The sequence below is a fragment of the Bradyrhizobium sp. S69 genome (assembly GCF_009766005.1).
In the GTDB taxonomy this organism is placed as follows: domain Bacteria; phylum Pseudomonadota; class Alphaproteobacteria; order Rhizobiales; family Xanthobacteraceae; genus Bradyrhizobium.
Genome location: NZ_LMUK01000042.1, coordinates 422,402 through 436,324 on the forward strand (window position 1 = coordinate 422,402; position 13,923 = coordinate 436,324).

A 13,923-nucleotide genomic window follows, 5' to 3' on the forward strand; every position below is an offset into this window, starting at 1 on the left:
GCGAATGCGCCGGCAGGACAGGAGCACATGATGGCCATGGATGAGATCGTCGACGGACTTTCGGAGGTTTCCTGCGACGTGCTGGTGATCGGCGGCGGCACCGCCGGACCGATGGCCGCGCTCAAGGCGAAGCTGAAAAATCCGAAAGCCAACGTCGTCCTGCTGGAGAAGGCCAACGTCAAACGCTCCGGCGCGATTTCGATGGGGATGGACGGGCTGAACAACGCCGTGATTCCCGGCTACGCCACGCCCGAGCAATACACCAAGGAAATCACCATCGCCAATGACGGCATCGTCGACCAGAAGGCGGTCTATAAATACGCGCAGAATTGCTACAAGATTATCGAGGAGCTCGACAGTTTCGGCATTCGCTTCCTCAAGAACGAGAATGGCGATTACGCGGTCAAGAAGGTGCATCACATCGGCACCTACGTGCTGCCGATGCCGAATGGCGAGACGGTCAAGAAGGCGCTGTATCGTCAGTTGCGCCGCGCCCGGATCCTGATTTCGAATCGTTACATGGCAACAAGGCTGTTGACCGCGAGCGACGGGCGGGTCGCGGGCGCGATCAGCGTCAACACCCGCACGGCGGAAATCCTGGTGATCAAGGCCAAGGCCGTCATCCTGTGCATGGGGGCCGCGGGTCGTCTCGGATTGCCGACCTCAGGCTATATGTTCGGCACCTATGAGAACGCCGCTAATTCCGGTGACGGTTACGCGATGGCCTATCATGCGGGGGCTAAGCTCGCGAACCTCGAATGCTTCCAGATCAATCCGCTGATCAAGGATTATAACGGGCCGGCCTGCGCCTATGTCGCGGGGCCATTCGGCGCCTTCACCGCGAACAACGAGGGTTCGCGGTTCATCGAATGCGATTACTGGTCGGGCCAGATGATGCTCGAATTCTACAACGAACTGCTCTCCGGCAAGGGCCCGGTGTTCCTGCAATTGAGCCACCTGCACGAAAAGACCATCGAGGAGATCGAATCGACCTTGCACAAGGTCGAGCGCCCGACCCGTGGCCTGTTCCAGCAGGGGCGGGGGACTGATTATCGAAAGGAATCGATCGAGATGCATATCTCCGAGATCGGCTTTTGTTCGGGGCACAGCGCCTCCGGCGTCTTCGTCGACGAGTTTGCGCGCACCACAGTGCCGGGCCTCTACGCCGCCGGCGACATGGCGAGCGTACCGCACAATTATATGCTTGGCGCTTTCACCAATGGTTCGGTTGCCGGCATCGACGCGATGGAGTTTGCCGATAACCACGACTTTGCGGCGTTCGACGCCGCCGATGTCGCCAAGGAGCGCGACCGGGTGATGGCCCCGACCAAGCGGGAGGACGGCATTCCGCCGAACCAGATCGAGTACAAGGCACGCCGGCTGGTGAATGATTATCTGCAGCCGCCGAAGGTCACCCGCAAGTTCGAGCTCGGCGCGCGCCGGCTGTCGGAAGTCCGCGAGGACATGGAGCAACGGATGATCGCGCGCAACTCGCACGAATTGCTCCGCGCGCTCGAAACCCAATCGATCCTCGACTGCGCCGACATGGCGGCCCACGCCTCGCTATATCGGGAGGAAAGCCGCTGGGGTCTGTATCACTTGCGAACCGATTTCCCGGAGAAGGACAACGAGAACTGGTTCTGCCACACCCTGCTGAGCAAGCAGAACGGCAAGATGACCAGCGAGAAGCGTGATGTGCAGCCTTACGTGGTTCCGATCGCCGATGACGAAAAGGACCTCTATGACAAGCAGCGTATCCGCGCCAGCGCCTGACGTTTCCTTGCGAATCTTGGCGAAACCCGACAACAGGAGATTGAGATATGCCTCTCGCCAGTTATCAGACATCGGTTCCGGTCGTCGTCGACGACGCCAAATGCATCGCGGACAAGGGCTGTACCGTTTGCGTCGATGTTTGTCCGCTCGATGTGTTGCGCATCAGCGACCTCACCGGCAAGGCCTTCATGGCCTATGACGAGTGCTGGTACTGCATGCCATGTGAGGCCGATTGCCCGACCGGAGCGGTCACCGTCAATATTCCCTATTTGTTGAGGTAGCCATGTCGAGCCCATTCGAATCCTATGACGACCTCGAGGACGCCGACGAGCGCCTTCAGGCCGCCGACCCCGGAGAGCGCCGCGTCGCGATCATTGCGCTCGGCCATTCCGGCGATCCCGCCGCGGTCGGCCATCTCGGCAAGATGGTTACCGATCCCGATGCCGGCGTGCGTCAGCAGGTTGCGATGGCACTTGGGGAATTCGATGGGCCGGACTCCGCGACGGCTTTGGTGAAACTGCTGGTCGACCCCGAACGTATCGTGGCCTCTGCAGCCGCCGACAGCTTGGCCGAACTGAAGGATCCGGCCTGCGCCGATGCGATCCTGCCGCTGGTCCAGCATGGTCATGCGTTTGTCCGCATGGGCGCGCTGCGGGCGCTCAAGGAGTTACGGCGCAAGGATACGCTAAAGCCGGCGCTGGAGGCCTTGCGCGACGCCGACGCGGCGGTTCGCGTGCAGGCGATCGGGGTGATCGGCTTTCTGAAGCTGGAAGAGTCCATTCCGGCATTGACCGCGTCGACCGGCGATGCCGACGCCCACGTCAGGCGCGCGGCCGTGAGCGCGCTGGCGTTTTCCCAGATGAAGCCCGCGGCGGAATCGATTACGCGCGCGCTGAAGGACGACGACTGGATGGTGCGCGAGATGTCCGCGGAAACGTTGGGCTTGAATGCCAACGGCTTGATCGCGGTGGATCCGTTGATCGAGGCATTGTCGGATGAGTTCTGGCAGGTACGGCTCAAGGCCATCAGAAGTCTCGGCAAGATGAAGGTCGATCGCGCGGTGCGGCCGATCGGCGGCTGCATCGTCCATGAGCAGGCCAATTTGCGCAAGGAGGCGGCCGCGGCGCTGGGCGAGATTGCCAATCCGGAAGCGGAGCCGTTTCTGGCGTTGGTGGCCAACGATCCCGACCCCGAGGTGCGGAAGAACGCGCGCTGGGCGTTGCAGCAGATTGCCGCGCGAAAGGCCAAAGCCTAGAGCGGGGTGAGATTAGGTCGGGTCGCGGCGCCGGGCCCTTTTTCGTGCGCCGTCCTACTTTGCATGGGGTTGTTTTCGCGATTTTGTGTCTGACCCCTCCAGAACAGCCGGATGTGCCGTGCTGGCGCTGACGGCGAATATGTTCAACTCCAACCCATCATGCTGTAGCAGCCGCCACGATAACAGTCAGCGCGGTGGTGGGGCATCCAGCGTGTGAACCCAGGCCTCGGGGTACAGCGCGTAGGCGTCGCCGTGTCGTCGCAACCGGGCGAACGCGGGGAAATGTAGATGCATCCCGGCGATCAGGATGCCGTCGGTGGAGACGCGGTCGAACATGCGTTTGCGCGCGGCGGCCGCCGCGGCGAGATCAGTGTCGAAGGCCATGCCGGCCTCGGGAAACGCGGTTTGCACTTCCGGCACATGCACGGTGTCGCCCCAGATCATCAACTGATCGTTGCCCGATGCGATCAGATATGCCGTGTGGCCCGGCGTATGCCCAAGGCTCGGTACTGCCGTGACGCCAGGAAACACTTCACTATCTCTAAACAAGCGCGTCCGGTTCTTGTAGGGCGCGACCTGCTCGCGGCCGGCCTCAAAATAGAGCTTGGCCGATCGCGGATCGGCCTTCGCCATCTCGCCGTCGTCGAACCAGTACGCCAGCTCATTCTCGTGCATCACCAGTTCCGCATTCGGAAACAGCAGTGCGCCGTTCGACATGTCGGTCAGTCCCGCGGAGTGATCCGGGTGCATGTGGGTGAGCAACACCGTATCGATCGACTTGGCATCGATCCCGGCCGCGGCGAGGTTGCGTTGAACGAAGCCGGCGCTGGGCTGCAGATAATTGCCCGATCCAGTGTCGATGATCGCGAGGCGTCCTTTGGAATGGACCAGGAAGGTATTGACGCTGGTGCGTCGGGCTGGCCGGAAGGCGTCACGCAGGATCTGCCGCGCCTTTTCAAGGTCGACATTGCGCATGACATCAAGCGTGCTGTCGAGATAGCCGTCGCTGATGGCGGTGACGACGATATCGCCGATCCTGCGGTGATAGACACCGGCAATCTGTGCGGGTTGCGGATTCATATGAAAAGGCCTTGTTGCAATTGAGGGGAGGCGAAGTTGATCAGGCGTCGACCGATCTCAAGAATTCGTCGATGCAATCCACCATCAGGTCAGGCGTTTGCACGGCCATGTAGTGTCCGGTGCGGATTTCGACGTAGCGGGCACCGGGGATCGATTTGGCGATGGCTTCCACGACCGCTGCCGGGCGTACGCGATCGAGGCTGCCGCCGATCACGAGCACCGGACGGCTCAATCGGGTCAGTTCCGCCTGCATGTCGGCGTTCGCCAGCATTCGCCAGATCGCCGCATAGCTCGAGGGATCGTTGCCGAGCCACCGGGCGCGAAATCGCTCGAAGCGTTTGATGTCACCGCGAAGCTCTGGCGCATAGCCGTTTCGCATCGAATCCTTGACTGCGAAGGCCATGCCGTCCGCCTCGATCCTGGCTAAACGTTCGAGCGCCGGGATTCGGCGTTCCGCTGCGATACCGGTAGCGGGGCTACCGGCCACCACCGCGCTGGTGCGTTCGGCGTATCGGGCTGCGAAATGCAGCGCGACCGCTCCGCCGACGGCAACACCTGCGACGGCGACCTTGCCCGATATTGAGAGGGTATCGAGCAGTGCGGCGATATCGTCGGCCATCGTATCGAGGGTGAGTTCGCCGCGTACTTTTTGCGACAGTCCGGCTCCGCGGGCATCATAACGCAACACGCGGCGCGTGGCCGCGAGCCGCGGCGCGACCTCGTCCCAGCTTTCGAGCGAGCCGCCCATTTCGTGCGCCAGCACCAGCGTGCGGTCACCCGAGCCGCTGAGCTCGTAGCGTATCGCGACGCCGTTTACTTCGGTGAAATCCACGTTGCACTCCCGGTCCGCTCGGTCTGATTTTATTGTTCATTGTCAGTGGCTTTGGAGGCCACTTACCGATCGAAATAGCTGATACCGGGTGTTTCGGGGGTTTGAAAGAGCGAAGGCGAATCAAAAGGGCCTTCAAAGCCCGTGGCCAAGCGCGAGGGGATTGCACGACCAGGTGTTGACAGAACGGAAACGCTGCGCCGGCCGGCGGCCGCTAAGGCTCGTCTTCCCTGGATATCAACATTCGCTGCTTCCGCGGCCTATTGGATGTCCGATCGTCGCCAGACGGCGATGACCCGGCCGGTGACCGGATCGTCGTCCTCGCGCAGGATTTCCAGCGGCGGCGGCAGGCTGAAGGGTGCCGCACACAGGTTGATGTGGCGGACCTGGCCGAATTTTATGTCGGTGTTTTCTCGCGCATTGAGGTAGCTCGTCGCCAGCAGATAGCTGATCTGCGAGCGGCGAAATTGTTCCAGGGCGGTCCAGATCGCCTTGTCGGGAAAATGGATCATGAGATCGCGCGCAAGCCATGCATCGACGCGTGGGAGGGGATCTTTCAGCACGTCGAGTTCCATGAACTCGATACCGGGATGGTTGGCGCGGTTCTCGATGATGAGGTCGTGGACGATGTCCGCGCCGACGTATCTGAAACCCGCCGGCCACTCCACGTGCTGCATCCAGTTGTAGTCGCCACAGGGGGCATCGAGCAGCGAGCCGAGGGCGTGGCGGCGGGCGAAATCGGCAAGGTTGATCCGGATGGACTCCGTTCGCTTGAGTTCCGCACCCCAGCCGCTCCGGCTCTCGTCATTGTTCCACCAGTTCTTCTTGAAGATATTGGTGAAAACCTCCTTGGCATCGCCGGTGCCGAGACTATCCACGGTCATCTGTTCATTGATGAGCGAGCGCAGGCCCGGTGGCATATTATCGCGGATCGATCGATATAGTCGCGGCGAACGTTTCTTGAACAGCAGCGCGGTGTCGGTAACTGCCTTTGAAATCCGCATGCCACACTCCTGCGCAACCAAATGCGTGTGATGTTCGCGTTGCTGTCCGATCGAGAGGCCACGGAGAGCAGAGAACATATTCAAAAGAGTTTGTGTGTTCTCAACTTGGCAAAACCGCGACCTGCCGATGATGACGTCCGATCGCCAGATGATTTTTTCAGCAGGACGTGATCGATCGAGGTGCAACGACACGCCGTCGCGGCCAAAATTTTGGTGCGCGAGCATTTCGATCGTCTGCGACACACTCAAAACATTTTCGTGCGAACAATGATCGGGGGCAGGCGATCCGATCAAGCCGATCGATGGCGAAATCACAAATAGGGATGGACCATCATGAATGCTGCTGTTTCACGCCGTCGTTTGTTGCAGATGGGCGCCGCCGGGATTGTCGCCAGCCATACTCCGGTCAACGCGGCGGCTCCGCCGACGAGCCTTAGTACCGTTGCGGCTGCGAATGGGTTTGTATTCGGTTCCGCGGCGGCGGAGGTGATCGATAGCGATCCGGCATATCGCGAGCTCTACGTCAGCCAGACCAAGCTGATCACCACGGATGTCGCGCTCAAGATGGGAAGGATCGCGGCGCTACCGGGCCCCAAGCAGTTCGAAGCCGGGGACAAGTTGCTGGCATTTTGCAATTCGCACGGCATTGCGATGCGCGGTCATTGCCTGATCTGGAACGAATGGGTGCCGGCCTGGATCAAGGTGATGTCTGCCGCCGAGCGGCGGGCGTATTTCGATGCCTATATCGAAGAAGTCGTCGCCCGCTATTCCGGCAAGCTGCAATCCTGGGATGTCGTCAACGAGCCATTCTGGCCTGGCCACAAGGCACCTGGCGGCTTTCGGCTGGGTCCCTGGTACGATGCGTTTGGTGGTACCGACTACATTCGTCGCGCCTTTGAGCGTGCCGCGAAGGTCGACGGCAAGACCAAACTGGTTCTCAACGAAGCGCAAACCGAACGCGACGACGAAGTCGGACTCGCGGTGCGTCGCGGTCTTCTGCAGCTAGTCAGCGATCTGAAGAATGCCGGGGTCAAGCTGGACGTGGTCGGTCTGCAAGGACATCTGCAACCGCAATATCCGCACGATCCGGCCCGGTTCAACGATTTCCTGCATGAGCTGGCGGCGCTGGGCGTTGACATCTACATCACGGAATTCGATGTCTGCGATGACGTCTTTCCGCAAGATATCAAGGCGCGCGACGAGGCGGTCGCCAAAACGGCGCGGCAATTCCTGCAGACGACGCTGAGCCATCCGGCGGTCAAGGCGCTGATTACCTGGGAACTGGCCGACAAATACACCTTCTACAAGGGCGTGGCGTTGCAAAAGAACCCAACGACGACGCGACTTCCCCGGCCGCTGCCCTATGACGAGCAGTTTCAGCGCAAGCCGATGTGGTATGCGATCGCGGAAAGTTTCGAGGGCGCGCGGCGGCCAGCTACCAGCGGTCAGGTTCGCTAGGTCAGGCGTGGCTTGGTCGATAGAGGCCCTGAGAACCGTGGGCTACGGGAGCGCTGACGCGGCGGGGTTCGCGGGGCAGCAAAAGCGTAACCAGAATGACGAATTGCGCGAGCTGGATATTCTTCGAGGAGAAGCTCACCGAACTCGCGGCAACCGCGAGAATCAGCAGCATGATCGTCCATGCCCCGCCACTCGCGCGGCGCAGGATCTCGGTCATAAAGCCGATCAGCCCGATCGTGAGCAGGGCGGTGTGAACGATGCCGAACTGAACGATGCAGGAAATCCAGAAATTCTCGATGCCGTAGTTGAGGCCAAGCTGGCCCTGCAGTGCGGTGACCCGCGCGGGACTGGGACCCAGCACCAGTTCGTGCCAGTCGAAATGCGACAGCAGGTCGAAAGTGGCATAACGCGCCAGCGTACTGCCCTTGTCTGACGAAAAGCGCAGCAGCATCTTGTCGAAGATGCCGGAGTCGAGCGCCGCGAAGACCGCCGCGCCGGCGACGAACAACAGGCTGATGCCGGCAACCGCCGCCGGGAGCGAGATCCGCTTGCCGCGGATCAGCCGCAAAATCTCGAGCATCGCGAGGCAGCCGATGATCGCGAGCACGGTCATCAGCGATGTGCGTCCGCCGAATGCCATCAGCGATGCCAGGCTAAAGACGATCAATGGCAATCGCACAACGATCGGCGGGCAAAGCGCGGGTCGGACAATAAGCGCGAGAACATAGGCTGCGACAACGCCCGACGCATCAAGGGGGTGGCCGAGCAGGGCGGAGGAACGCCATTCGCTGAGCACCACCACGCCGTCACCGCCGAGCGTCAACGGAATCAGCCGATGGCCGGAAAAATATTCATAATAGCCAAGCACGATATTGAGCAGAACCGTGCAATGGATCGCCCAGATCAGCGGCCTGCGCTGCGCGGTGGGAAGACGCCAGATCACCAGGCAAAGCACGACCGGCGTCAGGAACGTATCGACGATGACGGTGAAGGGGCGCTCCAGCACGAACATCTGGACCAGCAGAGCGAACCAGCAGAACATATAGAGCAGCAGCAGCCTGGCTTCGGAGAACGCCCGGTTGATGTCGCCTACCGGATCGCCGTTTCGCATCAGCAACAAAAGCCACGCCATGAACGTGGCGTAGGTTGCGGGGTGCAGCTTTTCGTAGAAATTGCCGCCCGCACTGAGATAGTGGATCTTCCAGTCGGTCAGCAACGCGGGAGGAACCACGAATACGGAGACCACGGCCAGCAGCATCAGCCCGATGATCATCAGGTCGATGACGCCGGTGGCGTTGCTGGCAGCGGCGGCGCGGCGAATGGGCGCGGGTCGATGATATCGGGCCGTCGCGGAATGGCCGTCGCGCTGCGGCGATAGCTTCACGATCGATGCAGACTGGCTGATCGGCCTGCGTATCGTCACTGCGCCGGTCCCGGACTCAGCTTGGCCGCGCCATAGGGCTTGAGATAGGCCGAACTGCGGTAATAGTCATAGAATCGCAGTTGGCTGAGATCGACATGGGTCAGCACCGTTCCGAGCAACCGGTCATAGACCGGCGAGAGCAGGTCGATGGTGTGGGAGACGACCTCCCGGGGGGTTTGATCCCAGGCCACCGCGAGCACGATGCGGTCGGCGAGTTCGGCCAGGGCGCGCCCATCGACCAGGGGAACCAGCGGCGGAGAATCAATAATAATGACTTCGTAGTGTTGGCGCAGGTGATCGAGCAGATCCGCGATCTGCTCGGAGAACATCAGTTCGGTAATCGCGTCGACATTGTCGCCCGCGACCTCGGGTGACGGGAGTATCGACAGCCCGGTGCTGCGATCGACCAGGCGGGCGTGTCCCAGCGGTACTTGTCCGGTGGCGACATGCAACAGGCCGGCCTCGGCATGCGGACACAGCGCACGCGTCAGTCCCGGGTTGCGAAGATCTCCGTCAACCAGAAGCGTGTTGATTCCCAAGGTGGCGAGCGATTGGGCGAGATTGACCGCGAGCGTCGTCTTGCCTTCGCCTTCGAGCGCCGACGTAATCAGTACAACTTTGGTCGGCTCCACCCGCAGCGAGCGCTGAATCGAGAGACGGATCGCCCGGATCGCTTCGGCAAAAAACGTACCCGGTTCGTCGATCGCGTAGCGCATCAGCGGTGGCTGCAACGATGGCGGCAGCAAACCGGCGGCCTTGGGATCGTAGCTGCCGAGTTCGCTGCGTCCGCGCTTGGCCCGGCCGGCCAGTTCACGGCTGTTGATCCGGGGCAGGGCGGCCAGCGCCGCGATACCCGAAACCTGCTCCGCCTGCTCGAGCGTCTTGATGCGGCTATCGAGATAGTCGACAAGAAATGCTGAAATAGCGCCAGCGCCAAGGCCGAGCAGCAGCGCCAGTCCCATGATCAGCGTGCTCTTGGGAGCAGATGGCTGCAGCGGCATGCTGGCCTTGGTCACGATGTGCGAGTCCGGCATTTCCAGGCTCTCTTGCGCCGTGGTTTCCTTGGCGCGGGCCAGATAGGACTCATAGAGGGTTCGGTTCGCCTCGGCCTCCCGCTGCAACTGATGCAAGCGCACCTGGGCCGGGCCGGAGGAACTCGATACGCCGCTGAGCTTGTCCAGGCTGTCCTGTAGCGAGGCTTCGCGCGAGGCGGCGACGGCGTAATCGTGCCGTGTACTCTGCACGATGCGCTGGAGTTCCTCGTTGATCAGGCGCTGGGTATCGCGCAATTGGGCGTGCACGTTGGCGACCAGCGGATGGCGCGGCCCGTATCGGCTCGAAAGGTCGGCTTCGCTCTTGGCGATGTCGGCATATTGGGCCCGCAGCTTGGAGACCGTGTCCGACGAGACCGCGGCGTTGATGCCGCCCGGATCGCCGCCGGCCTTGCCGAGCTCCTGAACTTGCTCGAATTTCGCGCGCGCCTCCGCGGTCTGCACGCGGGCCGTGACCAATTGATTATTGAGATCGGTGATCTGCTGATCGTTGACGGTCACACCCTGTGATACCGCGAGGTTGTTGGCGGCCCGAAAATCCTCGACCGCCTGCTCGGATGCGACAACGCGCGACTTCAATGCATCGATCTGACCGTTGAACCAGCCGGCCGCAACCCGCGTTGCGTCGTTCTTGGCGCGCACCTGCTCGTCGAAATAGCCGTCGGCAACGGCATTGGCGATCGTCGCGGCCTTCGATGGTGATTCCGCGTTGACGTTGATATCGATCAGGAAGGTGGTGCCTTGCCGAACCACCTTCATGCGGCGTTGGAGAATGTCGACCGAGCGTGCCCGCGCCGCATCCTCGGGGCTCGCGCCAGCAACCCGCGTGCTGCTCGCGAACAGCCGCTTCACGGGGTCGAGAAGACCGGGCGTCGGGGTGAACTCCGGATCTTTGGTGAGCTCCAGTTTATCGACGACGCGTTGCAGGATCGAGACCGACTGGATCAGCAGCACCTGGCTCTCGACGGTCGCATCGTCGGTCGTCACGGTCGGCATTGCCGACTGGTTTGTCTCGGCGACGCTGGCCCGGTGGGGATCGACGAAAACCGTCGCGGTCGCGGTATATAAAGTGGTGGCGGCGATGACATAGATCAGCGCGAGCCCGAGCAGCACCAGCGGCGGCAGCGCGACCACCTTCCAGCGGCGGCGCAGGATCCGCGCCAGTTCGCGGAGGTCGACGCTCGGATATTTCCAGCCTTCGGCGGCCGTTCCGATCGGTTCCTCCGGCACGTGATAGAGCTGCTCAGAACTGCGCTGTAACATTGATGCCTACCACGTTTTTGTCGTAGCTGAAGGTTGAGATGTTGCTGCTGCGGAGGATGTACTGATGATAGAGCGAGACAGCGGCGAAGCGGTTGAACATGTATTTGACGCGAGCATCGGTGCTGATGACGTCATCCTTGCGCAGCTGGCCGTAGAAGCGGTCGGTCTCGTAGCCGCCGGCAACCGAGATCACGACGTTACGGAGCAGTTCGTAATCGAAGCCGAGCTGTTGGGCGTTGGCGAGCACCCCGGTGGAGCCGGTGTCGGCGGTTTCCGTCACGAGTTGCTCGGCCTTGTAGTGGATGTCGAGCAAGCGGGTCGGGCTCCAGGTCAGCGAGGCGCGATAGGACGGACCCGCGATGGTGCCGATGGTCGGATCGACGAACCGCTGCTCCACATACCCGAAGCCGAATTCGCCCTTGATCAGGTTGGTCAATCCGAAGGTGAGGCCGGTCAGCACCCGATAGCCCTGCGAGTCCAGTGACTCGCCTGGGGTTCCGCGCAGGTCGCGCTGATTGCCCTCGGCCGCGCTGAACCAGCCCAGCGTCGATGAGAAGGCGTAGTCGATCCGGCTGTGAACGGTATAGATCTGGCCGTCGCGGCCATCCTGGCTGATGATGGTGCCGTCTTGGGCCCGGGTATTTCCGAACTGGTAGGAATCGACGCCAGTTCCAATCGAGGCGGTTAATCGATTGAACTCCTTGCGAAGCGTGATATCGCCGGAGAACAGATCGTAGGGTGTCGGCTGCACGGCGTTGGACGGTGAACTGAGCGTTCCGACGCCCTCGTTCAAATGAGCCACCTGAAAACTGGTCAGAACAGCCACGTCGTGCGCGATATCGAACCACGCGTTGCCCTTCAAGCTCGCATTGGTCTGATTGAGGCTCGAATTCTGATCATAGGTCGTCTGTTGCACGTCCAGCTTGAGATCTATGCCGTGCCGCTCCCAAAGCGTGTGCGCATCCAGCGTCGGCTCGACCACGGCCGCGAGGTCCGACTTCTTTATCGTGTTTGAAGAAAATACGTTGCTGTCGTAGAAGCCGCCGGCAATCAACGCCGGCGTGAACATCCAGGAGTCCGCGCGAATTCCGACGGGCTCGTATCCGGGCTGCTGCCGGGCTTTCACCGGCATGTCCTCCGGAGCTACCTCCTCGCGGCTGTCCGGATCAGTCAAATTCGGCAACGACGTCGGCTCGAAAACCCGCGATGCGTTCCAAGGTGGCGCGACCGGATCGCTGATCGGCGGAATTGCCTGTGCGCTGGCGGGCGATGCCAGGCCGAGCACGATCATCGTTGCCGGCCCTGAAGCGATCTTAAGTCCGTGCCGCCCGATCGTTTCTGTCGCGCCGACAATACCGCAGCGCTCGGCAATCGTGTCGAACCGTGCGAATGCCAGCCTGAGTTTCATCATTCGCCTCTTGCAGGAAGCCAAGCTTGCCGGCGTCGATCGATCGATACGAGAGTTCGATCGTCGCCTGCAAAACCGTCTTCGCCTGTTGACAAAATCGGCAGCCGCGCCACGACCACCATCAACACCTTAGAGGAGCTTGTGATGTCGTCAGATCAGAACGCTGGTTCCCTGTTTGCAACGCAGATCCAGGGAAAAAGTTTCTGCACTGCAAAATTAGCCCGTGCAAAGCGACGACACTATGGCAGCGGGCTTAGAACACACGATGAGAGATCGGAGTGTTTGCGAATTCGATAAGGCGCCGCGTCGTGCGGAAAGTTTGCGATGCCGACCTCGGATGCAACCATTAGCATTGGAGTCTTCGCCTTCAGGGCAAACGTCTCTATGCCTGGTTGCAAGGGCCGGATGTTTGCGGTGTCGCTGCTCGAATTGCGAGCAAGTGTCAGGCTAGACTCAGGCCAGCGTTGCGCGGTTGTTGTGCAACCGCAGACGTCGCCGATATGTCACGGTTCTCAACAATCACATGCTGCCGACGGCTTCTGACCGAAAGCTGGTCGCGAGGTTGTTTCGATAGGCCGGCAAGCGGAGCTTGTCGCTTGAGATGATCACGCGGCCGCGAAAAATGCGGGCCGACTTCGATTCGAAGAAGCTTCGCAATTCCGTCGTATAGAAGCCGATCGATGGCTCCTCGTTGAATTCGAGCGCAATAATGCCGCCGTCGGTCAGCACGTTGGCCTTGAGATCGTCGAGAAGGAACTGCCACTCATTCACACCCCATAGGCGGTTCGTCCGGTGCCCGTTGAAACAGATCTGATGCGCGGTAACGACGTCAAATCGGGTCTGGAGCGGCGACAGCGGCGTATAGGCTTCTATGCGCTCGCTGGTTCGCGACAGGCCAAGGCACTCAAACATATCGGTATAGAAATCGTAGCCGGGCTGATCGATCCCATGGACCTGGTGACCAAGGAATTTACAGCAATAGAGAAAGTAGCCCGCGCCGCATCCCAGGTCCAGAACCGAGCCAGTCTCCGACTTGTCGAGGCCCAACTCGATGGCGCGCATCATCTTCGACCGGAGCCACATGCGCTTGTCGAAATATTTGTAGCTGTCGTAACCTTCCGATTTATGCCGGTCGATGACTGCCTGGAATTTCAGTTGATCGATCGAGGCGTCGGCTTTTGCGCCGAGGCTACGTGCTTTGAGGTAGTTGGGGATATCTGAAACTGAATATTGCCGGCGTCCTGCGATTGCAAATGGCATGCCGAAACTCCCTTCAAAGGCGGTGCTGGAATTCTTACTGCGCGGTATGAACGAGTACTGTCGAAACGAGGACAGCGCCGGAAAGCTCTATCGCTTTTGTAGCAGCAAGAAGGCTGCA

The 13,923-nt window shown here is 60.9% G+C and carries 11 protein-coding genes; 4 read left to right on the top strand and 7 right to left on the bottom strand.

Annotation, left to right across the window (positions count from 1 at the left end; translation table 11 throughout):
* The first annotated feature begins 30 nt into the window (after window positions 1-30).
* From GSQ88_RS22085 to GSQ88_RS22095, 3 genes are read left to right on the top strand one after another with little or no spacing between them, the layout of a single operon-like run.
* Complete coding sequence (locus GSQ88_RS22085) at window positions 31-1,773, top strand: fumarate reductase/succinate dehydrogenase flavoprotein subunit (protein ID WP_159009953.1); 1,743 nt, start codon at window positions 31-33, stop codon at window positions 1,771-1,773.
* A gap of 47 nt (window positions 1,774-1,820) precedes the next feature.
* Window positions 1,821-2,054, top strand: coding sequence for a 4Fe-4S dicluster domain-containing protein (locus GSQ88_RS22090; RefSeq protein ID WP_159009859.1), 234 nt, complete (start codon window positions 1,821-1,823; stop codon window positions 2,052-2,054).
* Window positions 2,055-2,056: 2 nt separating this feature from the next.
* Window positions 2,057-3,028 carry a HEAT repeat domain-containing protein gene (locus GSQ88_RS22095; RefSeq protein ID WP_159009860.1) on the top strand — a complete coding sequence of 324 codons (972 nt, stop codon included), beginning with the start codon at window positions 2,057-2,059 and terminating at the stop codon, window positions 3,026-3,028.
* Window positions 3,029-3,214: 186 nt separating this feature from the next.
* On the opposite strand, the gene GSQ88_RS22100 is transcribed toward GSQ88_RS22095, so the two are convergent.
* The 3 genes from GSQ88_RS22100 to GSQ88_RS22110 form a co-directional block, all read right to left on the bottom strand.
* Window positions 3,215-4,108: an MBL fold metallo-hydrolase gene (locus GSQ88_RS22100; protein ID WP_159009861.1), complete on the bottom strand. Its 894-nt coding sequence runs from the start codon at window positions 4,106-4,108 to the stop codon at window positions 3,215-3,217.
* Between the two features lie 40 nt (window positions 4,109-4,148).
* Window positions 4,149-4,940, bottom strand: coding sequence for an alpha/beta fold hydrolase (locus GSQ88_RS22105; RefSeq protein ID WP_159009862.1), 792 nt, complete (start codon window positions 4,938-4,940; stop codon window positions 4,149-4,151).
* 257 nt (window positions 4,941-5,197) lie between these two features.
* A complete protein-coding gene (locus GSQ88_RS22110) occupies window positions 5,198-6,184 on the bottom strand; it encodes a class I SAM-dependent methyltransferase (RefSeq protein WP_210253862.1) in 987 nt (328 codons plus the stop codon).
* 90 nt (window positions 6,185-6,274) lie between these two features.
* Here GSQ88_RS22110 and GSQ88_RS22115 point away from each other — a divergent pair, with 90 nt between their 5' ends.
* Entirely contained in the window at window positions 6,275-7,399 is a 1,125-nt protein-coding gene (locus GSQ88_RS22115) for an endo-1,4-beta-xylanase (protein WP_159009864.1), read from the top strand.
* A gap of 1 nt (window position 7,400) precedes the next feature.
* Here the strand turns inward: GSQ88_RS22115 and GSQ88_RS22120 are convergent, their stop codons facing one another.
* The 4 genes from GSQ88_RS22120 to GSQ88_RS22135 all read right to left on the bottom strand — a co-directional run bounded on the left by GSQ88_RS22120 (window position 7,401) and on the right by GSQ88_RS22135 (window position 13,805).
* On the bottom strand, window positions 7,401-8,822 hold the full coding sequence (locus GSQ88_RS22120) for a VpsF family polysaccharide biosynthesis protein (RefSeq protein WP_246784912.1): 1,422 nt from the start codon (window positions 8,820-8,822) through the stop codon (window positions 7,401-7,403).
* Complete coding sequence (locus GSQ88_RS22125; protein WP_159009865.1) at window positions 8,819-11,137, bottom strand: GumC family protein; 2,319 nt, start codon at window positions 11,135-11,137, stop codon at window positions 8,819-8,821. The genes GSQ88_RS22120 and GSQ88_RS22125 overlap by 4 nt, the downstream gene beginning before the upstream one ends.
* A complete protein-coding gene (locus tag GSQ88_RS22130) occupies window positions 11,118-12,545 on the bottom strand; it encodes an outer membrane beta-barrel protein (RefSeq protein WP_246784914.1) in 1,428 nt (475 codons plus the stop codon). Before GSQ88_RS22130 ends, GSQ88_RS22125 begins: the two co-directional genes overlap by 20 nt.
* 519 nt (window positions 12,546-13,064) lie before the next feature.
* Window positions 13,065-13,805, bottom strand: coding sequence for a class I SAM-dependent methyltransferase (locus GSQ88_RS22135; RefSeq protein WP_159009866.1), 741 nt, complete (start codon window positions 13,803-13,805; stop codon window positions 13,065-13,067).
* Window positions 13,806-13,923: the final 118 nt, after the last annotated feature.

Coding starts and splice junctions, on each gene's coding strand:
- GSQ88_RS22085 (WP_159009953.1), top strand. CDS start 31: ATGGCCATGGATGAGATCGTCGACGGACTTTCGGAGGTTTCCTGCGAC.
- GSQ88_RS22090 (WP_159009859.1), top strand. CDS start 1,821: ATGCCTCTCGCCAGTTATCAGACATCGGTTCCGGTCGTCGTCGACGAC.
- GSQ88_RS22095 (WP_159009860.1), top strand. CDS start 2,057: ATGTCGAGCCCATTCGAATCCTATGACGACCTCGAGGACGCCGACGAG.
- GSQ88_RS22100 (WP_159009861.1), bottom strand. CDS start 4,108: ATGAATCCGCAACCCGCACAGATTGCCGGTGTCTATCACCGCAGGATC.
- GSQ88_RS22115 (WP_159009864.1), top strand. CDS start 6,275: ATGAATGCTGCTGTTTCACGCCGTCGTTTGTTGCAGATGGGCGCCGCC.
- GSQ88_RS22125 (WP_159009865.1), bottom strand. CDS start 11,137: ATGTTACAGCGCAGTTCTGAGCAGCTCTATCACGTGCCGGAGGAACCG.
- GSQ88_RS22130 (WP_246784914.1), bottom strand. CDS start 12,545: ATGAAACTCAGGCTGGCATTCGCACGGTTCGACACGATTGCCGAGCGC.
- GSQ88_RS22135 (WP_159009866.1), bottom strand. CDS start 13,805: ATGCCATTTGCAATCGCAGGACGCCGGCAATATTCAGTTTCAGATATC.